Origin of the sequence: Actinomadura monticuli (assembly GCF_041463655.1) — a bacterium.
GTDB lineage: Bacteria > Actinomycetota > Actinomycetes > Streptosporangiales > Streptosporangiaceae > Spirillospora > Spirillospora monticuli.
On the sequence record NZ_JAXCEI010000015.1, the window covers coordinates 79,722 to 99,959 of the forward strand.

The window sequence follows — 20,238 nt, forward strand, 5'->3', positions numbered from 1 at the left end:
TCCGTGAGCGAGAACGAGGGCGTGCGGCTGCAGAAGGTGCTGGCGGAGGCCGGGATCGGCAGCCGCCGCCACTGCGAGGAACTGATCGGCGAGGGCCGCGTCACCGTGGACGGCAAGAAGGTGTTCCGGTTCGGCGAGCGCGTCGACCCGGAGAGCGCCGTCATCCACGTGGACGGCAAGCGCGTCGAGACCCGTTCGGAGATGCGGTACTACGCGATCAACAAGCCGCGCGGCGTGGTGTCCACGATGTCGGACGAGCGGGGCCGCAAGTCCCTCGCCGACTACGTGGAGGTGCCGGAGCGGCTGTTCCACGTCGGCCGGCTCGACACCGACACCGAGGGCCTGATCCTGCTGACGAACGACGGGGAGCTGTCGCACCGGCTCACCCATCCGTCCTACGGGGTCTACAAGACGTACCTGGCGGAGATCCACGGCCCGATCCCGCGCGACCTCGGCAAGCGGCTGAAGGCCGGGGTGACGCTGGACGACGGGCCGGCCAAGGCCGACAAGTTCCGCGTCTTCGACCAGGTGGGCCGCCGCGTGCTGGTGGAGATCACCCTGCACGAGGGGCGCAAGCACATCGTCCGGCGGCTGCTGAAGGAGGTCGGGTTCCCGGTCCAGCAGCTCGCCCGCGTAGAGTTCGGGCCGATCAAGCTGGGGTCGCTGAAGCCGGGCGGGATGCGGGCGCTGACCGTGCGGGAGATCGGCGAACTGTACGCGGCCGTGGGGCTGTAGGGCCCGCGGGGGCACCGGGCACGAGGAGGGGAGACGGCATGGCGGTACGCGCGGTCCGCGGGGCGACGCAGATCGACGCCGACGACCGGGACCAGATCCTGGAGGCGACGACGGAGCTCGTCTCCGAGGTGATGTCCCGCAACGAGCTGAGCACCGACGACGTGATCAGCGTCATCTTCACGGTGACGCCGGACCTGACGGCGGAGTTCCCCGCGCTCGCCGCCCGCAAGCTCGGCTTCCACGAGGTGCCGCTGCTGTGCGCGACGGAGATCGGCGTCCCGGGCTCGCTGCCGCGGGTGATCCGGCTGATGGCGCACATCGAGACGGCCCGCCCGCGTGCGGACGTCCAGCACGTCTACCTCCGCGGCGCGACGGCGCTCCGGCTGGACATCGCGCAGTAGCGCCCGAGCGGGGCGGGGGCGGTCGGCGGGGCGCGGTGGCGCCTGGGCGGGGCAGTGGGCGGGGCGCAGTAGGGTGACCGGCGTGAGTGAGGACGTGGTGGCGCGGCGCATCGTCGTCGTCGGGACGGGGCTGATCGGCACGTCGATCGCCCTGGCGATGCGGGAGCGCGGCGCCGAGGTGCTGCTGACCGACCGGGACGCGGCGGCGCTGGCCCTGGCGGTGGAGCTGGGCGCCGGCGCGGCGCTGCCGGACGGGGCGCGGGAGGAGCCCGCCGACCTGGCGGTGCTGGCGGTGCCGCCGGCGGCCGTGGCGGTGACGCTGCTGGACGCGCAGAAGCGCGGCCTCGCCGCCGCGTACACCGATGTGGCGAGCGTGAAGGCGCTGCCGCTGGCGCAGGCGGCCGAGCTGGGCTGCGACCTGACGACGTTCGTGGCGGGGCATCCGCTCGCCGGGAGCGAGCGGTCGGGTCCGGGCGCCGCCCGCGCCGACCTGTTCCTGGGCCGCCCGTGGGCGCTGTGCGCGACTCCCGAGGCGACGCCGGAGACGGTCGGGGTCGTCACGGGGCTGGTGAAGGCGTGCGGCGGGATGCCGGTCCAGGTGGACGCCGCCGAGCACGACCGGGCGGTCGCGCTGGTCTCGCACGGCCCGCACGTGGTGTCGGCCGCCGTCGCGGCCCGGCTGACCGGCGCGGACGACGTGGCGCTGGGCCTGTCGGGGCAGGGCGTCCGGGACGTGACCCGCATCGCGGCGAGCGACCCGCGGCTGTGGATCGGCATCCTGTCGGCGAACTCCGCGCCCGTCGCGGACGTGCTGGAGGCCGTCGCCACTGATCTCGCGGTGGCCGCGTCGCTGCTGCGCGACGGCAGCGAGGAGGCCGCGGCGCACGTCGCCGACCTGCTGCTGCGCGGGAACGCGGGCCGGTCCCGCATCCCCGGCAAGCACGGCGGCGACCAGCCGGCGTACGCGACCGTCCAGGTGGTCATCCCGGACCGTCCCGGCGAGCTGGCGATGATCTTCCAGGCGGCGGGGATCGCGGGCGTCAACATCGAGGACGTGACGATCGAGCACTCCCCGGGCCGTCCGCTCGGCGTGCTGGAGCTGTCGGTGGTCCCCGAGGCCGCCGAGCGGCTCGCGGCGGAGCTGCGCGCCCGCGGCTGGTCCGTCCCCGGCTGACCGGCGCCCGGAGCGGAGCGCCGTCGGAACGGAGGGCGGCGGCCGGCCGGTCTCCGGGGGCGTGCCCCAGAATGACGCGTCCGCGGTGGGGGACCGGTAGCCTGGTTCGCCGGGGCCTGTCCGGGGGGACGCCTGCGCGGGGCGGCGTCGAACGCCGCCCGTTCCGCCCGCCGACCGGGTCGGCGGGTGCTCCGACGAAGAAGAGAGGGAGCGATCGTGCCGCTCGTCATCGCCATGGACGGACCCTCCGGTTCGGGCAAGTCCAGCGCGTCCAAGGGCGTCGCCCGCGCGCTGGGGCTGCGGTATCTCGACACCGGCGCCATGTACCGGGCCATGACGTGGTGGATGCTGGAGAACGGCGTCCCGGTCGAGGACGGCGTCGCCGTGGCGGCCCGCGCGCTCGACCCGGAGATCGCCTGCGGCACCGACCCGGACGCGCCGACGATCACGGTGGACGGGACGGACGTGTCCGGCCCGATCCGCGAGCGCACGGTGACGAACGCGGTCAGCGCGGTCAGCGCCGTCCCGGCGGTCCGGGCCCGGCTCGTCGAGCTCCAGCGGGAGATCATCGGTGCCGGCGGGATCGTGGTGGAGGGCCGCGACATCGGCACGGTCGTCGCGCCGGACGCGGCGGTGAAGGTGTATCTGACGGCCAGCGAGGAGGTGCGCGCCGCGCGCCGCGCGAAGGACCTCGCGGCCGACCCCGGCGCGTCGGTGACGGTCACGCAGGCCGAGCAGGCCCGGCGGGACCGGCTCGACTCCACCCGTAAGGCGTCGCCGCTGACGAAGGCGGCCGGCGCGCACGAGATCGACTCGTCCGAGCTGGGGCTCGCCGAGGTCATCGAGGCGGTCGTCCGCCTCGCCAAAGAGCATGAGTGAGCTGTGAGCGATTACGACATCGAAACGGTGGACGCCGTCACGGACGTCGCCGAGGACGCGGGGCCGGCGCCGGTCGTGGCGGTGGTCGGGCGGCCGAACGTCGGCAAGTCCACCCTCGTCAACCGGATCCTCGGCCGCCGCGAGGCGGTCGTGGAGGACGTCCCTGGCGTGACCCGCGACCGGGTCGCCTACGACGCGGCGTGGAGCGGGCGCCGGTTCACGGTCGTCGACACCGGCGGCTGGCTGCCCGACTCGTCCGGCCTGGCCGCGGCGATCGCCGAGCAGGCCCGGCTGGCGGTCGACCTGGCGGACGTGGTGATGTTCGTGGTCGACGCGACCGTGGGCGCCACCGACGTGGACGAGGCCGTGGTGGAGATCCTGCGCCGGTCCGGCAAGCCGGTGGTGCTGGTGGCCAACAAGGTCGACGACGTGGGGGCCGAGTCCGACGCGGCGCTGCTGTGGTCGCTCGGCATCGGCGAGCCGCACCCGGTCAGCGCGCTGCACGGGCGCGGCAGCGGCGACCTGCTCGACGCGGTGCTGGACGCGCTGCCCGAGGAGCCGCCGGCGGAGACGTTCGACCTGGAGGGCGGGCCGCGCCGGGTGGCGCTGCTGGGCCGTCCGAACGTCGGCAAGTCGAGCCTGCTGAACCAGCTGGCGGGGGAGAGGCGCGCGGTCGTCGACTCGGTGGCGGGGACGACCCGCGATCCGGTCGACGAGCTGATCGAGCTCGGCGGCAAGACGTGGCGGTTCATCGACACGGCCGGGATCCGGCGGCGGCACCGCGAGAACCAGGGCGCCGACTTCTACGCGACGCTGCGCACGCAGTCGGCGCTGGAGCGCGCCGAGGTCGCGGTGGTGCTGGTGGACGCCGACCAGCCGCTCGCCGAGCAGGACCTGCGGATCATCTCGATGGTGATCGACTCGGGCCGCTCGCTGGTGATCGCCTACAACAAGTGGGACCTGCTGGACGAGGAGCGCCGCCACTACCTGGAGCGCGAGATCGACCGGCAGCTGCACAACGCGCGCTGGGCGCCGCGGGTGAACATCTCCGCGAAGACCGGTCGGCACATGGAGAAGCTGGTGCCGGGCATCGAGACGGCCCTGGAGGGCTGGGGCACGCGCGTCCCGACGTCCAAGCTGAACCAGTTCTTCGCCGACCTGGTGAACTCCCACCCGCACCCGGTGCGGGGCGGCAAGCAGCCGCGGGTGTTGTTCGCGACGCAGGCGGGGGTGCGCCCGCCGCGGTTCGTGCTGTTCACCTCCGGGTTCCTGGAGGAGGGCTACCGGCGGTTCATCGAGCGGCGGCTGCGCGAGGAGTTCGGCTTCGCCGGGACGCCGCTGGACATCGCGATGAAGATCCGCGAGAAGCGCGGCAAGGGCAAGAAGTAGCGGAAATATTCGGCATGCGACCCGCCCGGGATCTTTCCCGGGCGGGTCGCGGCATGTCAGGATGCATCCAACGATCCACGAGTAAGTCTTCCATTACTCGGGGATTTCGTGACGGACACCGGTTGTCGTCCGGGAGACCAGGTCTGCCGGACACCAGGGCGCGGTCGAGGGGTGCGACGTGAAGCTCTTGCTGCTGATCTCGGTTGCTGTCGGCTGCGTGGCCCTCAGCTTCGCCTGGCGGGAGCCGTGGATAGGCGGCGTCGGCCTGCTGATCGCCTTCGTCGCCATGTTCACCGACCGCGACGACGTCCGGACCGACGACGAGCGCTCCAGCTACGAGACGACCAAGTCGGTCCGCAACATGCGCAGCCGCGACCGCCGCTGACAACCGCCGGTCAGCGGTCGTAGCGGGGGTCGCCCGCCACGTGCTGGTCGCCGTGCCTCGGTGGCGCCTGCCCGGGCTGGTTCTCCCGCGCGTAGCGCCCGTGCACGATCGGCTGCGTGGCGGTGGCCCCGCCGGCCGGTCCGGGCTCGTCCGCCCAGGACCGCTCGCGTGCGCCGATGACCGCGAAGCGGCCGAGCGCGAACGCGGCGAGGAACACGATGACGACGCCGAGGCCGGTGAATCCGGACATCTGCTCGGCGAGAACCTTGCCCTCGCCGGCGCCGAGCGGGGCGCCGATGCCCTGGACGTCCCACAGCCTGGCGACGAGCGGGCCGACGGCGAACCAGGCGCCGCCCAGTGCTGCCAGCCAGCCGCCGAACATCGCGAACGCGCGGTTGGCGCTGAACAGCAGGATGAGCCCGCCCAGCACGGTCGCGGCGGCGGGAGCGATGCTCAGTTCCAGCCGGTCGATGTTGTAGACCCAGGTGTCGTCCGGCGCGAAGCCGAAGCCGAAGTAGGGGCCGGCGAAGGGCAGCAGGCCGCCCCACAGACCCAGCAGGACCAGCAGGACTCCGCTGAGGACGCCCCGGGTGCGTGGTGCTCGCATGGTCCCAGTCATGATCAGTCCTCCTGACCGGGCGTGATTTCGTTTTGAAGCACCGTTTACCCGGCACGGGGCGGTCTACGCGGCCAGAAGGCCCACACATAACCAAAAATGGAGCATTTCCGTGGAAAGTGACAGATCGCCGAGGCGCTGCTCGACGGACGCTGACCGCATCTGCGAATGTGATGCCGGTATATGTGCGGCAATCTCGGGATGAATGACGGTCTTCCCCTCGTATCTGCGGTTGGCTAGGCTTGCCGTGTGACGACGTTCAGGATCAGCGAGGCGGCGGCGCTGCTCGGCGTCAGCGCGGACACCGTCCGCCGCTGGGTGGACGGCGGGCGGCTCCCGGCGTCCCGCGACGAGCACGGGCACCGGCGCGTCCCGGGCGCCGAGCTGGCCGCGTTCGTGCGCGACCAGGCGCGCGGCGCCGCGCCGCCCGACCAGTCCGAGCGGTTCTCCTCGGCGCGCAACCGGCTGCGCGGCATCGTGACCGACGTCGTCCGGGACGGCGTGATGGCGCAGGTGGAGATCCAGGCGGGCCCGTTCCGGGTCGTGTCGCTGATGAGCCGGGAGGCCGCCGACGACCTCGGCCTCCAGGTCGGCGTGGTCGCCGAGGCGGTCGTGAAGTCGACGAACGTCGTGGTCGAGGTGGCGGAACCGGGAGCATCATGATCAAGCGCGCCGCGGTGGCCGCCGGGCCCCTCACGGCTCTGCTCCTCACGGCCCTGGCCGGCTGCGGGGACGTCGACGGCGGCTCGTCCGGGACGGGCGACGGCGGCGGGACGCTGACCGTGTTCGCGGCGGCCTCGCTGACCGAGGCGTTCACCGCGCTCGGCGAGACGTTCGAGGGCTCGCACCCCGGCGTGAAGGTCAGGTTCAACTTCGGCGGCAGTTCGACGCTCGCGCAGCAGATCACCCAGGGCGCCCCGGCGGACGTGTTCGCCGCCGCGAGCCCGGCCACGATGAAGACCGTGACCGACGCCGGGGACGCGTCCGGGAGCCCGCGGGTGTTCACCAGGAACCGCCTGGTCATCGCCGTCCCCAAGGACAACCCCGGAAAGGTGGCGAAGGTGGGCGACCTGTCCCGGCCGGGGCTGAAGGTCGTCCTGTGCGCCGTGCAGGTGCCCTGCGGAGCCGCCGCGAAGACCGCGCTCGGCGCGGCCGGGGTCGAGGTCGGGCCCGCGTCGCGGGAGCAGGACGTCAAGGCCGTCCTCACCAAGGTCGGCCTGGGGGAGGCCGACGCCGGGCTCGTCTACCGGACCGACGCGAAGGCCGCGGCGGGCAAGGTCACGGGCATCGAGTTCCCGGAGGCCGCGAAGGCCGTCAACGACTACCCGATCGTCGAGGTCGCCAAGGCGCCGAACGGCGCGCTCGCCGGTGAGTTCATCGGGCTCGTGCTGGGGGAGCGGGGCAGGGCGGCGCTGGCCCGGGCGGGCTTCGAGGCGCCGTGAGGCCGGCGGGGCGGGCCGACCGGCTGCCGGGCAGGCCGCCGTGGGTCCTCCTGCTGCCCGCGCTGATCGGCCTCGGGTTCCTCGTGCTGCCGCTGGCCGGGCTGCTCGTCCGGGCGCCGTGGTCGACGCTCGGCACCCGGCTCGCGCAGCCGCACGTCCTGGACGCGCTGCGGCTGTCGCTGCTCAGCGCCACCCTCGCCACCTGCCTGTGCGTGCTGTTCGGGGTGCCGCTGGCGTGGACGCTGGCCCGGGTCCGGTTCCCCGGCGTCCGGCTCGTCCGGGCGCTGGTGACGGTGCCGCTGGTGCTGCCCCCAGTCGTCGGCGGCGTCGCGCTGCTGCTCGTGCTCGGCCGGCGCGGGCTGGTGGGCGGCCGGCTGGACGCCGCGTTCGGGATCACGTTCCCGTTCACCACGGCCGGCGTGGTGCTGGCCGAGACGTTCGTCGCGATGCCGTTCCTGGTGATCAGCGTCGAGGGCGCGCTGCGCGCCGCCGACCTGCGTTACGAGGAGGCGGCCGCCACCCTCGGCGCCGGCCGCTGGACGATCTTCCACCGGGTCACGCTGCCGCTCGTCGCGCCCGGCGTCGCGGCGGGCGCCGTGCTGTGCTGGGCGCGGGCGCTGGGCGAGTTCGGCGCGACGATCACGTTCGCGGGCAACTTCCCGGGCCGGACGCAGACGATGCCCCTCGCCGTCTACCTGGCGCTGGAGACCGACCCGCAGGCCGCGATCGTCCTCAGCCTCGTCCTGCTCACCGTGTCGGTGATCGTCCTCGCCGCCCTGCGCGATCGCTGGGTGAGCAGCCCGGCATGAGCGGTGCGGACCGGAGGCCGGGGAGCGAGGGGCTGGACGCCCGCCTCGTCGTGCGGCGCGCCGCGTTCGACCTCGACCTCGCGCTGACCGCCGCGCCGGGCGAGGTCGTCGCGCTGCTCGGCCCGAACGGCGCCGGCAAGAGCACCGCGCTGCGGGCGCTGGCCGGGCTCGTCCCGATGGCGGGCGGGCACGTCCGGGTGGACGGCGAGGATCTGCGCCCGCTGCCGCCCGACCGCCGCCGCATCGGCATGGTCTTCCAGGACTACCTGCTCTTCCCGCACCTCAGCGCGCTGGAGAACGTCGCGTTCGGGCCGCGCTGCCGGGGCGCGGGCCGCCGCGCCGCCCGCCGCGCCGCCGCCGGGTGGCTGGACCGGGTGGGGCTGGCGGAGTACGCGTCCGCCCGGCCGCGCGCGCTGTCGGGCGGGCAGGCGCAGCGCGTCGCCCTCGCCCGCGCGCTGGCCGTCGATCCGGGCCTGCTCCTGCTGGACGAGCCGCTCGCCGCCCTCGATGCGCACACGCGGCTGGAGATCCGGGCCGCGCTGCGTCGCCACCTCGCCGGGTTCGCGGGGGCGGCCGTGCTCGTCACCCACGACCCGCTGGACGCGATGGTGCTGGCCGACCGCATCGTCGTGATCGAGGGCGGGCGACTCGTCCAGGAGGGGACGCCCGCGGACGTCGCCCGCCGCCCCCGCACCGGCTACGTGGCACGGCTCGTCGGGCTCAACCTGTACCGGGGACGGGCCGAGGGCGGGACCGTCGTGATCGGCGACGGCGGCGGGACGCTCGACACGGTGGACTCACCCGAAGGTGAGGTGTTCATAGCCTTCGCGCCGTCCTCGGTGGCGCTGTACCGGTCCCGTCCCGACGGCAGCCCCCGCAACCTCTGGCGGGCCCGCGTGGCGGCGGTCGAACGGCAGGGGGACCGGGTCCGGGTGCAGTTGTCGGGGCCGCCTTTCGACGCCGTCGCGGACGTGACTCCGGCGGCCGTGGCGGAGCTCCAATTGTCGGAGGGGGTCGCCGTCTGGGCGGCCGTCAAGGCCACCGAGACGCACGTTTACCCAGCTTGAGGGGCCCGGACCGGCGGCGGTCAAGGTGGCGCCCGTCACGCCCGGCCGCGAGTGAGAACAATCACAAAGCGGGCATAGAGCCTCAAATACGGACGGGATTGGTCCAGACCAAATGGCAAAAACGTCGGGTGTTGTTCATCATGCAAACATCCTGCGAACAGCTGAAGGAGTTGCCCGTGTCCATCCAGGTCCCCGGCCTCGACCAGGCCCCAACCGGCCACACCGAACTGATTGAGTGGGTACGCGGGATCGCCGAGCTGACCAAGCCGGACCGCGTCGAGTGGTGCGACGGCTCGGACGAGGAGTGGGAGCGGCTGACCGGTCTCCTCGTCGAGCAGGGCACGTTCACGCGGCTCGACCCGGCCAAACGGCCGAACAGCTTCCACGCCGCGTCCGACCCCACCGACGTCGCTCGCGTCGAGGACCGCACGTTCATCTGCTCCCAGAAGGAGGAGGACGCCGGTCCCACCAACAACTGGGTGGCTCCCGCCGAGATGAAGGAGACCCTGGACGGTCTCTTCGACGGCTGCATGAAGGGCCGCACCATGTACGTGGTGCCGTTCAGCATGGGCCCGCTCGGCGGCAACATCTCCCAGCTGGGCGTCGAGATCACCGACTCCGCCTACGTCGCCGTGTCCATGAAGATCATGACGCGGATGGGCGCGGGCGCGCTGCGGCTCATCGAGGAGCGCGGCTCGTTCGTCAAGGCCGTCCACTCCGTCGGCGCGCCGCTGGAGGCCGGCCAGGCGGACGCCAAGTGGCCCTGCAACTCCACCAAGTACATCACCCACTTCCCCGAGACCCGGGAGATCTGGTCGTACGGATCCGGCTACGGCGGCAACGCCCTGCTGGGCAAGAAGTGCTACGCGCTGCGGATCGCCTCCACGATGGCGCGCGACGAGGGCTGGATGGCCGAGCACATGCTCATCCTGAAGCTGACGCCGCCGACCGGTGAGACCCGCTACGTCGCCGCGGCGTTCCCGTCCGCGTGCGGCAAGACCAACCTCGCCATGCTGGAGCCCACCATCCCGGGCTGGAAGGTCGAGACCATCGGCGACGACATCGCCTGGATGCGGTTCGGCGACGACGGCCGCCTCTACGCGATCAACCCGGAGGCGGGCTTCTTCGGCGTCGCGCCCGGCACCGGCGAGAGCACCAACGCCAACGCCGTGAAGACGCTGTGGGGCAACAGCATCTTCACCAACGTCGCGCTCACCGACGACGGCGACGTGTGGTGGGAGGGCCTCACCGACGAGCCGCCCGCGCACCTCACCGACTGGAAGGGCAACGACTGGACGCCGGAGTCGCAGACCCCGGCCGCCCACCCGAACGCCCGCTTCACCACGCCGGCCGGGCAGTGCCCGATCATCGCCGACGAGTGGGAGGACCCGAAGGGCGTCCCGATCTCGGCGATCCTGTTCGGCGGCCGGCGCGCCTCCGCCGTCCCGCTGGTCACCGAGGCCTTCGACTGGCAGCAGGGCGTGTTCCTCGGCGCCAACATCGCGTCCGAGAAGACCGCCGCCGCCGAGGGCGCCGTCGGCGAGCTGCGCCGCGACCCGTTCGCGATGCTGCCGTTCTGCGGCTACAACATGGGCGACTACTTCGGCCACTGGCTCGACATCGGCAAGGCCACCGACCCGGAGAAGCTGCCCCGGATCTACTACGTCAACTGGTTCCGCAAGAACGCCGACGGCAAGTTCATCTGGCCGGGCTTCGGCGAGAACAGCCGCGTCCTGAAGTGGATCGTCGAGCGGCTCAACGGCAAGGCCGACGCCGCCAAGTCCCCGATCGGCCACCTGCCGACGCGGGAGGCGCTCGACACCGACGGCCTCACCATCGACGACGCCGACCTGGAGACGCTCCTGACGGTCGACACCGAGGTGTGGAAGCAGGAGGCCGCGCTCGTGCCGGAGTTCTTCGAGAAGTTCGGCGACCACCTGCCGAAGCCGCTGTGGGACGAGTACAGCGACCTGGTGCGCCGCCTGGAGCACTGATCGGGGAGCACTGATCGGGCGGCGGCCGACTCAGGCGTGATCCATGGGCCGGTCGCGGACTTTGCCGAGTCCGCGACCGGCCTTGGCCTTTCCCGTGGCATATGGGGGCACAAGGGAAGAAGTCCCCTTCCTGGGAGGGTCCGGATGTTCGACCTGATGACCCGCCACTGGTGGGTGCTCGCGCTGCGCGGCGCGTTCGCGATCCTGTTCGGCATCGTCGCGTGGGCGTGGCCCGGCATCACCGTGTGGGCGCTCGTCCTGCTGTTCGGCGCGTACGCCCTGGCGGACGGCGTGATCGCGGTGGCGCACGCGTTCCGCGGGGCGACCGGCGGGTCGCGCGCCCTGCTCCTGCTCGTCGGCTTCGCGGGCATCGCGCTCGGCATCGCGGCCCTGGTGTGGCCGGGCATCACCGCGTTCGTCCTGCTGATGCTCATCGCCGCGTGGGCGGTCGCGGTCGGGGTGCTGGAGATCGTCGTCGCCGTCGCGATGCACCGGGAGCTGCGCGGCGAGTGGGCGTACATCCTGACCGGCGCGATCTCGCTGCTGTTCGGGATCCTGCTGTTCGCCTGGCCGGTGTCCGGCGCGATCGCGATCGTCTGGCTGATCGGGCTGCTCGCGATCCTGAGCGGCGCCGCCATGCTCGGCGCCGCGTTCCGGCTCCGCCGGCTCGGCCGGCAGGCCCAGCGGCACGGCCGGACGAGCCCGGCCGCGCGCTACTGACCGTCCCGGGCGCCCCGAAGAACCTCAAGTCCGGTTGAGGTCGCATAGGATGCGGGTCATGACGCGGCTTGAGCACCGGGTGCACGAACTGACCGTCGGGCAGCTCGCCGAGCGGAGCGGCGTGGCCGTCTCGGCGCTGCACTTCTACGAGTCCAAAGGGCTGATCAGCAGCCGGCGGACGGCCGGCAACCAGCGCAGGTTCAGCCGCGACACGCTCCGCCGGGTCTCCTTCATCAAGGTGTCGCAGCGCGTCGGGATCCCCCTCAGCGACATCCGCGACGCCCTCGCCACCCTCCCCGAGGAGCGCACCCCCACGGTCGCGGACTGGGCGCGCCTGTCCGAGACGTGGCGCAGCGACCTCGACGAGCGCATCCGGCAGCTCGAGCGGCTGCGCGACGACCTCACCGACTGCATCGGCTGCGGCTGCCTGTCGATCAACAAGTGCGCCCTGGCCAACCCCTACGACCGGCTCGGCGACGAGGGCCCCGGGCCGCGCAGGCTCCTCGTCGAGCACGCCCCGTCCGGCGCCCCGTCCGGCTCCCCGTCCGGCTCCCCGTCCGGCGCCCCGTCCGGGAGGAGGCGGCGCGCGGGCGGCCCCGTCCCCCCGGAATGCGCGGACGTCTGCGCCCCGGCGGACTGACCCGCCGTCAGCGGCGGCGTCCGCGCGGGTCGCGGGCGTGCGGGTCGAAGCGGCGCGGCGCCGGCTCGCGTCCGGCGGGTTGCGTCAGCGCGGGGCGCGCCGGGATCTGCTCGATCGGCAGCTCCACGGCCTCGTCGCCGAGCGTGAACCTCTCGCCGTGGTGCAGCATCGGGAGGCCCGGGCCGTCCAGCAGCTCGTAGCGGGCCGCCTCCGCGGTGACCCCGACCTTGATGAGGTTGTCCCGGTAGCGCATCCGGAACGTCAGCCGGCTGATCCCGCCCGGCAGCCGCGGCGCGAACCGCAGCTCCCCGCTGCAGGCCCGCATCCCGCCGAACCCGGCGACGAGCCCGCTCCACGCCCCCGCCATCGAGGCGATGTGCAGCCCGTCGCGGGTGTTGCGGTTGAGGTCGCGCAGGTCCATCAGCGCGGTCTCGCCGAGGTAGTCGTGCGCCAGCTCCAGCTGGCCGACCTCGGCCGCGACGACCGCCTGCGTCTGCGCCGAGAGCGAGGAGTCGCGGACGGTGAGCCCCTCGTAGTAGGCGAAGTCGCGCTCCTTCTGCTCGTCGGTGAACGATTCGCCGCACAGGTGCAGGGCGAGGACGAGGTCCGCCTGCTTGACGACCTGCTTGCGGTAGAGGTCGAAGTAGGGGAAGTTCAGCAGCAGGGGGTAGTGGTCGGGCTTGGTGGCCGCGAAGTCCCAGCGGGCGTGGTTGGTGAAGCTCTCGCTCTGCGGGTGCACGCCGAGCCGGTCGTCGTAGGGGATCAGCATGGCCGCCGCCGCGTCCCGCCAGGACGCCGCCTCCTCGGCGTTCACCCCGAGCCGGTCGGCCACGTCCGGATGGCGCATCGCCATCTCGGCGGCCTCCTGCAGGTTCCGGCGCGCCATGAGGTTCGTGTAGACGTTGTTGTCCACGATCGCGCTGTACTCGTCCGGCCCGGTGACGCCGTCGATGCGGAACACGCCGCCGACGTCGTGGTGGCCGAGGCTCCGCCACAGCCGCGCCGTCTGCACCAGGATGTCGAGGCCGATCTCCCGCTCGAACTGCTCGTCCCGCGTCGCGTCGAGATAGCGGACGATGGCGTCCGAGATGTCGGCGTTGATGTGGAACGCCGCGGTTCCGGCGGGCCAGTAGCCAGAGCACTCCTGGCCGCGGATCGTCCGCCAGGGGAACGTGGCGCCGTGCAGGCCGAGCTGCCGGGCGCGCTCGCAGGCCAGCGGCAGCGTCATGTGCCGCCAGGCGAGCGCGTCCGCCGCCGCGCTCGGGGACGTGTAGGTCAGCACCGGCAGGACGAACGTCTCGGTGTCCCAGAACGTGTGCCCGTCGTAGCCGGGACCCGTCAGCCCCTTGGCGGGGATCATGCGCCGCTCCGCGCGCGCGCCCGCCTGCAGGATGTGGAACAACCCGAACCGGACGGCCTGCTGGATCTCGGCGTCGCCCTCGACCTCGACGTCCGCGCCCTTCCAGAAGTCGTCGAGGTAGGCGCGCTGCTCGGCGAGCAGGCCGTCCCAGCCGGTCTGCCGCGCCCCCGCCAGCGCCCCGACCACCTGGTCGTGCAGCGCCGGCCGGGACCGCCGGCTCGACCACCCGTACGCGATGTACTTGACGATGCGGAGCTTCTGCCCCGGCTCCAGCCGCGTCGCGACCGTCAGCCGGCCCACGTCCGGGGCGCTCTCGGTCTCCACCCGCATCGACTCGGGGCCCTCGATGTCGTGCGACATCCCGGCGCCCATCCGCAGGCCGCTGTGCCGCGTCCGGTGCAGCAGCAGGACCTTGGTGCCGTTGGCGAAGTGCTCCTCGCTGACGAGCGGGCTGTCCAGGATCGCGGAGGCGCGCGGGTCCTTGCCGCCCCCGGGCAGCGCCTCGTTGGCCACCAGCTCCGACTGCGCGACCAGCCGGACCGCATCGCCCACCGGTTCGACCTCGTAGCAGATCGCCGCGATCGCCCGCTGCGTCAGCGACACCATCCGCACCGACGTCACCTTGATCGTCTTGTCGGCGGGGGACGTCCACTCGACCTGCCGGGTCAGCGTGCCGGCCTGCATGTCCAGCACCCGCTCGTGGTGGTGGACGCGGCCGTAGCGCACGTCGAGCGGCTCGTCGTCCACCAGCAGCCGGATCACCTTGCCGTTGGTGACGTTGATGACCGTCTGCCCCGACTCGGGGTAGCCGTAGGCGGTCTCGGCGTGCGGCAGCGGGCGCTGCTCGTAGAACGAGTTCAGATACGTGCCCGGCAGCCCGTGCGGCTCCCCCTCGTCGAGGTTGGCGCGCATGCCGAGATGCCCGTTGGACAGCGCGAACACCGACTCGCTCTGGGCCAGCCGGTCCAGCCGGAGCTCGGGCTCGCGCACGCACCACGGCTCGACCGTGAACACCGCCCGGTCGGCGGCCTGGCCCTCCCGCTCCTTCACGCGCCCTCCAGCAGCTCGGACAGATCGTCGACCACCACGTCCGCGCCGTGCTCGGCGAGCGCCTTGGCGTGCGCGTCGCCCACCCGGTTGACGCCCACCACGTACGCGAACCCGCCGGCCCGCCCCGCCTGGACGCCGGCGAGCGCGTCCTCGAACACCACCGCCTTCGCCGCCGGGACGCCCAGCTCCCGCGCGCCCTCCAGGAACATGTCCGGCGCCGGCTTGCCGGGCAGGTGCCGGTCGGCCGCGACGACGCCGTCCACCCGCGCGTCGAACAGGTCGGTGATGCCCACCGTCCGCAGCACCTGGACGGTGTTCGCGCTGGACGACACCACCGCCGTCCGCAGCCCCGCCGCGCGCGCCCTGCGGACGTAGTCGATCGAGCCGTCGAACGTCTCTACGCCCTTCTCCTCGATGAGCCGCAGCACCTGCGCGTTCTTCCGGTTGCCGAGCCCCCGGATCGTCTCCTTCTCGGGCGGATCGCCCGGTTCTCCCTCGGGGAGGGTGATGCCGCGCGACTCCAGGAACGAGCGCGTGCCGTCCTCGCGCCTCTTGCCGTCCACGTAGCGGCCGTAGTCGGTCACGGGGTCGAACTCGGCGAACGGCTCCCCCGTACGCCGGGAACGTTCCCGCAGGTAGCCGTCGAACATCTCCTTCCACGCCGCGGCGTGGACGGACGCCGTCCGGGTCAGCACGCCGTCGAGATCGAAGAGACACGCCGCCGCCTCGTCCGGCAGTCCCAGCATCCGCACCCCCTGGAGTGTCACCATCGAAGTGAAGGCCAACCATGATCGGTACCGCCGCGAGCCGTCCCCCGGATCGGGCGCGGGCACACCGCCCGGGCGCTCGAACGAGCGGATCACGCTCCGCGTACCACCCCTTGGTCAGGGTCGCACACGAGGAGGAGTGAGCCAATGCAGAAGGCGCGAATCGGCGTCACCGGGCTGGCGGTGATGGGCCGGAACCTGGCCCGCAACCTCGCCCGGCACGGGCATCCCGTCGCCGTCCACAACCGGACGCCCAGCCGGACCAAGGCGCTGGTGGAGGAGTTCGGCGACGAGGGGACGTTCCTGCCGGCCGAGACGCCGGAGCGGTTCGTCGAGTCCCTGGAGCGCCCCCGCCGGCTGGTGGTCATGGTGAAGGCGGGCGGCCCGACCGACGCGGTCATCGACGAGTTCGCCCCGCTGCTGGAGCCCGGCGACATGATCGTGGACGGCGGCAACGCCAACTTCGCCGACACCCGCCGCCGCGAGTCCGCCCTCCGCGAACGCGGCATCCACTTCGTCGGCACCGGCGTCTCCGGCGGCGAGGAGGGGGCCCTGCACGGCCCGAGCATCATGCCCGGCGGCTCCGCCGAGTCCTACGAGGCCCTGGGGCCGCTCCTGGAGGACATCTCCGCCAAGGTGGACGGGACGCCCTGCTGCACCCACGTCGGCCCCGACGGCGCCGGGCACTTCGTGAAGATGGTGCACAACGGCATCGAGTACGCCGACATGCAGCTGATCGCCGAGTCCTACGACCTGCTCCGGCACGCCGCCGGCCTCGCGCCCGCAGAGATCGCCGAGGTCTTCCGCACCTGGAACACCGGCCGGCTGGAGTCGTACCTGATCGAGATCACGGCCGAGGTCCTCGCGCACACCGACGCCGCCACCGGCGGGCCCTTCGTGGACGTCGTCCTCGATCAGGCCGAGCAGAAGGGCACCGGCCGCTGGACCGTCCAGACCGCGCTCGACCTGGGCGTCCCGGTCGGCGGCATCGCCGAGGCCGTCTTCGCCCGGTCCGTCTCCGGCCACGCCGCCCTCCGCGAGGCCGCCCGGAACCTGCCCGGCCCCTCCCGCGCCGCCGCCGCCGGCCCGGGCTTCGCCGACGCGGTCGAGAAGGCCCTCTACGCGTCCAAGATCGTCGCCTATGCGCAGGGCTTCCACGAGATCCAGGCGGGCAGCGCCGAGTACGGCTGGAACATCGACCTCGGCGCGATGGCCACGATCTGGCGCGGCGGCTGCATCATCCGCGCCCGCTTCCTGGACCGCATCCGCGCCGCCTACGAGGCCGACCCGCAGACGCCGACGCTGCTGACCGACGACCACTTCGCCGAGGCCGTCGGCGACGCCCAGGGCGCCTGGCGCGACGTCGTCGCCACCGCCGCCCGCCTCGGCATCCCCGCGCCCGGCTTCGCCACGGCCCTGGCCTACTACGACTCCCTGCGCGCCGACCGCCTGCCGGCCGCGCTCACCCAGGGCCAGCGCGACTTCTTCGGCGCCCACACCTACCGCCGGACCGACCGCGAAGGCTCCTACCACACCCTGTGGGGCGGAGACCGGACCGAGGTGACCGCCTGAGCGCCGCCCCCGGGGTCCGCGATCACGCGGGCGGTCGCCGCGACGGCCGTAGGGTTGGCGGGTGCGGATTCCGGAGGACGGCGAGATTCGGGCGTTGCACGAGCGGTGGGCGCCGGGGCGGGAGGCGTTCGAGCTCGTCTGGACGCACTGCCGGATCGTCTGTGAGATCGCCGAGCAGATCATGGCCGTCACCGGCGCCGGCGTCGACGCCGGCCTCGTGCGGGCCGGGTGCCTGCTGCACGACGTCGGGGTCTACCGGCTGTACGGGCCGGCCGGGCGCCTCGACCACTCGCGGTACGTCCGGCACGGGGTCCTCGGGCACGAGCTGCTCGCGGGCGAGGGGTTTCCCGAGGAGATCTGCCGGTTCTGCTCCCGCCATACCGGGATGGGGCTGACGAGGGACGACATCGAGCGGCAGGGGCTTCCCGTGCCTCCGGGGGACTACGTGGCCGAGAGCGGCGAGGAGCGGCTCGTCATGTACGCGGACAAGTTCCACAGCAAGACCAATCCGCCGACGTTCGTGTCCGCGGAGACGTATGCCGTTCACGTGCGGCGTTTCGGGGCGGGGAAGGGAGCGGTCTTCGCGGCGATGCGCGAGGTCTTCGGGGAACCCGACCTCAGGCCGCTGGCGGAACGGTACGGGCACTCCCTCGTGTGACACCGGGGCGCGGCCGTGTCGGCCGTGCCGGCGATGACGCGGGCAGTGGGCGGGCGGGGGCAGGATGGAGGGGTGAGCCTTATCGATGAGCTTCCCTCGGGAAATGACGCCGACGCCGATTCGTTGTTCGAGGCGTTCGAGCGGTGGGTGTCGGGGCGCGGGATCACGCTGTATCCGGCGCAGGAGGAGGCGCTCATCGAGGTGGTGTCGGGCGCGAACGTGATCCTCTCGACGCCGACCGGGTCGGGCAAGAGCCTGGTGGCGGCCGGGGCCCTGTTCGCGGGCCTCGGGAAGGAGCAGGTCGGGTTCTACACCGCGCCGATCAAGGCGCTGGTGTCGGAGAAGTTCTTCGACCTGTGCGAGATGTTCGGGCGCGAGAACGTCGGGATGATGACCGGCGACGCGAGCGTGAACGCGGACGCGCCGATCATCTGCTGCACCGCGGAGGTGCTCGCCAACATCGCGTTGCGGGACGGCGCCGACGCCGACATCGGCGTCGTCGTCATGGACGAGTTCCACTTCTACGCCGAGCCCGAGCGGGGGTGGGCGTGGCAGATTCCGCTGCTGGAGCTGCCGCAGGCCCAGTTCCTGCTGATGTCGGCCACGCTGGGGGACGTCGCGTTCTTCCAGAAGGACCTGACCCGGCGGACGGGACGGCCGACGGCGCTGGTCACGTCGGCGGAGCGGCCCGTCCCGCTGATCTACGACTACCGGCTGACGCCGCTGCACGAGACGATCGAGGAGCTGCTGGCCGAGCAGAAGGCGCCGATCTACCTGGTGCACTTCACCCAGGCCGCGGCGATCGAGCGGGCGCAGTCGCTGATGAGCGTCAACGTGTGCACCAAGGCGGAGAAGGCCCGGATCGCGGAGCTGATCGGCAACTTCCGCTTCACCACGAAGTTCGGCCGGAACCTGTCGCGCTTCGTGCGGCACGGGATCGGGGTGCACCACGCGGGGATGCTGCCGAAGTACCGGCGGCTGGTGGAGCGGCTCGCGCAGGCCGGGCTGCTCAAGGTCATCTGCGGGACGGACACGCTGGGCGTGGGCGTGAACGTCCCCATCCGGACCGTCGTCTTCACCGCGCTGAGCAAGTACGACGGGCACCGGGTGCGGCGGCTGAGGGCGCGGGAGTTCCACCAGATCGCCGGACGGGCGGGCCGCGCCGGGTTCGACACGGTCGGCTTCGTGGTGGCGCAGGCCCCCGAGCACGTGGTGGAGAACGAGAAGGCCCTCGCCAAGGCCGGGGACGACCCGAAGAAGCGGCGGAAGGTGCAGCGCAAGAAGCCGCCCGAGGGGTTCGTCGGCTGGGACGAGGACGTCTTCGCGAAGCTCCAGGAGGCCGAGCCGGAGATGCTCCGGTCCCGGTTCCAGGTCAGCCACGCGATGCTGCTGTCGGTGATCGCGCGGCCGGGCAACGCGTTCCAGGCGATGAAGCGGCTGCTGACCGACAACCACGAGGAGCCCGCGGCGCGGCGGCGGCACATCTCGCGGGCGATCGCGATCTACCGGTCGCTGCTCGCCGGCGGCGTCGTGGAGGTGCTGCCCGAGCCCGACGACGCCGGCCGGTACGCGCGCATCACCGTCGACCTCCAGGAGGACTTCGCGCTCAACCAGGCGCTGTCGACGTTCGCGCTGGCGGCGTTCGAGGTGCTCGACCCGGCGTCGCCGTCGTACGCGCTGGACGTCCTGTCGGTGATCGAGGCGACGCTGGACGACCCGCGGCAGATCCTCGCGGCGCAGGTCAACAAGGCGCGGGGCGAGGCCGTCCAGGAGATGAAGGCCGAGGGCATCGAGTACGAGGAGCGGATGGAGCTGCTCCAGGAGGTCGACCATCCGAAGCCCCTCGAGGAGGAGCTCGGCGCCGCGTACGAGATCTACCGGGCCGGGCACCCGTGGGTCGGCGACCATCCGCTGGCGCCGAAGTCGGTCGTGCGCGACATGTACGAGCGGGCGATGACGTTCACCGAGTACATCGCGTACTACGAGTTGGCGCGAACGGAGGGCCTCGTCCTGCGGTACCTGTCGGGGGCGTACAAGGCGCTGCAGCAGACCGTCCCCGAGTCGATCAAGACCGATGACCTGATCGACCTGATCGAGTGGCTGGGCGAGCTGGTCCGGCAGGTCGACTCCAGTCTGCTGGACGAGTGGGAGCAGCTCGCGAACCCGGCCGACGAGGACGTGGACGAGCCGATCGAGGACCGGGTCACGAAGGTGACCGCGAACACGCGGGCGTTCCGGGTGCTGGTCCGCAACGCGATGTTCCGGCGGGTGGAGCTGGCCGCGCTGGAGCGGTACGGCGACCTCGGCGAGCTCGACCCGGACTTCGGCGCCGACGCGTGGGCGGACGCGATGGACGGCTACTTCGCCGAGCACGACGAGCTGCTCACCGGGGCCGACGCGCGCGGGCCGAAGCTGCTGCGGATCGAGGAGGTCCCGGAGGACGCGCTGTGGCGGGTCCGGCAGGTGTTCGACGACCCGGAGGGCCATCACGACTGGGGCGTCAGCGCCGAGGTCGACCTCGCGGGCTCCGACCAGGAGGGCGAGGCCGTGATCCGGGTGACCGGCGTCGACCGGATGTAG

General features: G+C 72.6%; 19 protein-coding genes. 16 read left to right on the forward strand and 3 right to left on the reverse strand.

The genetic code is table 11. The features are described from left to right. The first annotated feature begins 3 nt into the window (after window positions 1-3). From SM611_RS28975 to SM611_RS29000, 6 genes are all read left to right on the forward strand, one after another. On the forward strand, window positions 4-735 hold the full coding sequence (locus SM611_RS28975) for a pseudouridine synthase (protein WP_371953469.1): 732 nt from the start codon (window positions 4-6) through the stop codon (window positions 733-735). 38 nt (window positions 736-773) lie between these two features. After that, a complete protein-coding gene (gene aroH, locus SM611_RS28980; protein ID WP_371953470.1) occupies window positions 774-1,136 on the forward strand; it encodes a chorismate mutase in 363 nt (120 codons plus the stop codon). A gap of 82 nt (window positions 1,137-1,218) precedes the next feature. Beyond that, window positions 1,219-2,310 (forward strand): prephenate dehydrogenase, encoded by a 1,092-nt coding sequence (locus SM611_RS28985; protein ID WP_371953471.1) that lies wholly within the window; start codon window positions 1,219-1,221, stop codon window positions 2,308-2,310. 216 nt (window positions 2,311-2,526) lie between these two features. Continuing rightward, the gene (gene cmk, locus SM611_RS28990) at window positions 2,527-3,189 is read left to right on the forward strand and encodes a (d)CMP kinase (RefSeq protein WP_371953472.1); all 663 of its coding nucleotides are present in this window, start codon (window positions 2,527-2,529) and stop codon (window positions 3,187-3,189) included. A 3-nt stretch (window positions 3,190-3,192) separates the two neighbouring features. Next, window positions 3,193-4,578 (forward strand): ribosome biogenesis GTPase Der, encoded by a 1,386-nt coding sequence (gene der, locus SM611_RS28995; protein ID WP_371953473.1) that lies wholly within the window; start codon window positions 3,193-3,195, stop codon window positions 4,576-4,578. A gap of 178 nt (window positions 4,579-4,756) precedes the next feature. Further along, the gene (locus SM611_RS29000) at window positions 4,757-4,963 is read left to right on the forward strand and encodes a hypothetical protein (protein ID WP_371953474.1); all 207 of its coding nucleotides are present in this window, start codon (window positions 4,757-4,759) and stop codon (window positions 4,961-4,963) included. 10 nt (window positions 4,964-4,973) lie between these two features. Here SM611_RS29000 and SM611_RS29005 read toward each other — a convergent pair whose 3' ends face one another. Continuing rightward, window positions 4,974-5,570 carry a hypothetical protein gene (locus tag SM611_RS29005; RefSeq protein ID WP_371953475.1) on the reverse strand — a complete coding sequence of 199 codons (597 nt, stop codon included), beginning with the start codon at window positions 5,568-5,570 and terminating at the stop codon, window positions 4,974-4,976. Between the two features lie 258 nt (window positions 5,571-5,828). Between SM611_RS29005 and SM611_RS29010 the strand changes: the two genes are divergently transcribed. From SM611_RS29010 to soxR, 7 genes are all read left to right on the forward strand, one after another. Next, window positions 5,829-6,242, forward strand: a complete 414-nt coding sequence (locus SM611_RS29010; RefSeq protein WP_371953476.1) for a TOBE domain-containing protein — start codon at window positions 5,829-5,831, stop codon at window positions 6,240-6,242. Continuing rightward, on the forward strand, window positions 6,239-7,021 hold the full coding sequence (gene modA / locus SM611_RS29015; RefSeq protein ID WP_371953477.1) for a molybdate ABC transporter substrate-binding protein: 783 nt from the start codon (window positions 6,239-6,241) through the stop codon (window positions 7,019-7,021). Before SM611_RS29010 ends, modA begins: the two co-directional genes overlap by 4 nt. Continuing rightward, entirely contained in the window at window positions 7,018-7,830 is an 813-nt protein-coding gene (locus tag SM611_RS29020; protein ID WP_371953478.1) for an ABC transporter permease, read from the forward strand. The genes modA and SM611_RS29020 overlap by 4 nt, the downstream gene beginning before the upstream one ends. Next, the gene (locus tag SM611_RS29025) at window positions 7,827-8,897 is read left to right on the forward strand and encodes an ABC transporter ATP-binding protein (RefSeq protein WP_371953479.1); all 1,071 of its coding nucleotides are present in this window, start codon (window positions 7,827-7,829) and stop codon (window positions 8,895-8,897) included. The genes SM611_RS29020 and SM611_RS29025 overlap by 4 nt, the downstream gene beginning before the upstream one ends. A gap of 176 nt (window positions 8,898-9,073) precedes the next feature. Then, window positions 9,074-10,891 (forward strand): phosphoenolpyruvate carboxykinase (GTP), encoded by a 1,818-nt coding sequence (locus SM611_RS29030; RefSeq protein WP_371953480.1) that lies wholly within the window; start codon window positions 9,074-9,076, stop codon window positions 10,889-10,891. A gap of 144 nt (window positions 10,892-11,035) precedes the next feature. Further along, window positions 11,036-11,611 carry an HdeD family acid-resistance protein gene (locus SM611_RS29035; protein WP_371953481.1) on the forward strand — a complete coding sequence of 192 codons (576 nt, stop codon included), beginning with the start codon at window positions 11,036-11,038 and terminating at the stop codon, window positions 11,609-11,611. Between the two features lie 58 nt (window positions 11,612-11,669). After that, complete coding sequence (gene soxR, locus SM611_RS29040) at window positions 11,670-12,251, forward strand: redox-sensitive transcriptional activator SoxR (RefSeq protein ID WP_371953482.1); 582 nt, start codon at window positions 11,670-11,672, stop codon at window positions 12,249-12,251. 7 nt (window positions 12,252-12,258) lie between these two features. Here the strand turns inward: soxR and SM611_RS29045 are convergent, their stop codons facing one another. Both SM611_RS29045 and SM611_RS29050 read right to left on the reverse strand, forming a co-directional pair. Continuing rightward, window positions 12,259-14,661 carry a glycoside hydrolase family 65 protein gene (locus tag SM611_RS29045; RefSeq protein ID WP_371953483.1) on the reverse strand — a complete coding sequence of 801 codons (2,403 nt, stop codon included), beginning with the start codon at window positions 14,659-14,661 and terminating at the stop codon, window positions 12,259-12,261. Further along, the gene (locus tag SM611_RS29050) at window positions 14,658-15,407 is read right to left on the reverse strand and encodes an HAD family hydrolase (RefSeq protein ID WP_371953561.1); all 750 of its coding nucleotides are present in this window, start codon (window positions 15,405-15,407) and stop codon (window positions 14,658-14,660) included. The genes SM611_RS29045 and SM611_RS29050 overlap by 4 nt, the downstream gene beginning before the upstream one ends. A 168-nt stretch (window positions 15,408-15,575) precedes the next feature. Between SM611_RS29050 and gnd the strand changes: the two genes are divergently transcribed. From gnd to SM611_RS29065, 3 genes are all read left to right on the forward strand, one after another. Then, complete coding sequence (gene gnd / locus SM611_RS29055; protein ID WP_371953484.1) at window positions 15,576-17,000, forward strand: NADP-dependent phosphogluconate dehydrogenase; 1,425 nt, start codon at window positions 15,576-15,578, stop codon at window positions 16,998-17,000. 61 nt (window positions 17,001-17,061) lie between these two features. Beyond that, a complete protein-coding gene (locus tag SM611_RS29060) occupies window positions 17,062-17,658 on the forward strand; it encodes an HD domain-containing protein (protein ID WP_371953485.1) in 597 nt (198 codons plus the stop codon). Between the two features lie 72 nt (window positions 17,659-17,730). After that, window positions 17,731-20,238 (forward strand): DEAD/DEAH box helicase, encoded by a 2,508-nt coding sequence (locus SM611_RS29065; RefSeq protein WP_371953486.1) that lies wholly within the window; start codon window positions 17,731-17,733, stop codon window positions 20,236-20,238.

What these genes read in the sequence shown, in the direction of transcription:
- SM611_RS29025 (WP_371953479.1), top strand. Translation starts at nt 7,827, where the DNA reads ATGAGCGGTGCGGACCGGAGGCCGGGGAGCGAGGGGCTGGACGCCCGC.
- SM611_RS29005 (WP_371953475.1), bottom strand. Translation starts at nt 5,570, where the DNA reads ATGCGAGCACCACGCACCCGGGGCGTCCTCAGCGGAGTCCTGCTGGTC.
- modA (WP_371953477.1), top strand. Translation starts at nt 6,239, where the DNA reads ATGATCAAGCGCGCCGCGGTGGCCGCCGGGCCCCTCACGGCTCTGCTC.
- aroH (WP_371953470.1), top strand. Translation starts at nt 774, where the DNA reads ATGGCGGTACGCGCGGTCCGCGGGGCGACGCAGATCGACGCCGACGAC.
- SM611_RS29035 (WP_371953481.1), top strand. Translation starts at nt 11,036, where the DNA reads ATGTTCGACCTGATGACCCGCCACTGGTGGGTGCTCGCGCTGCGCGGC.
- SM611_RS29050 (WP_371953561.1), bottom strand. Translation starts at nt 15,407, where the DNA reads ATGCTGGGACTGCCGGACGAGGCGGCGGCGTGTCTCTTCGATCTCGAC.
- gnd (WP_371953484.1), top strand. Translation starts at nt 15,576, where the DNA reads ATGCAGAAGGCGCGAATCGGCGTCACCGGGCTGGCGGTGATGGGCCGG.
- soxR (WP_371953482.1), top strand. Translation starts at nt 11,670, where the DNA reads ATGACGCGGCTTGAGCACCGGGTGCACGAACTGACCGTCGGGCAGCTC.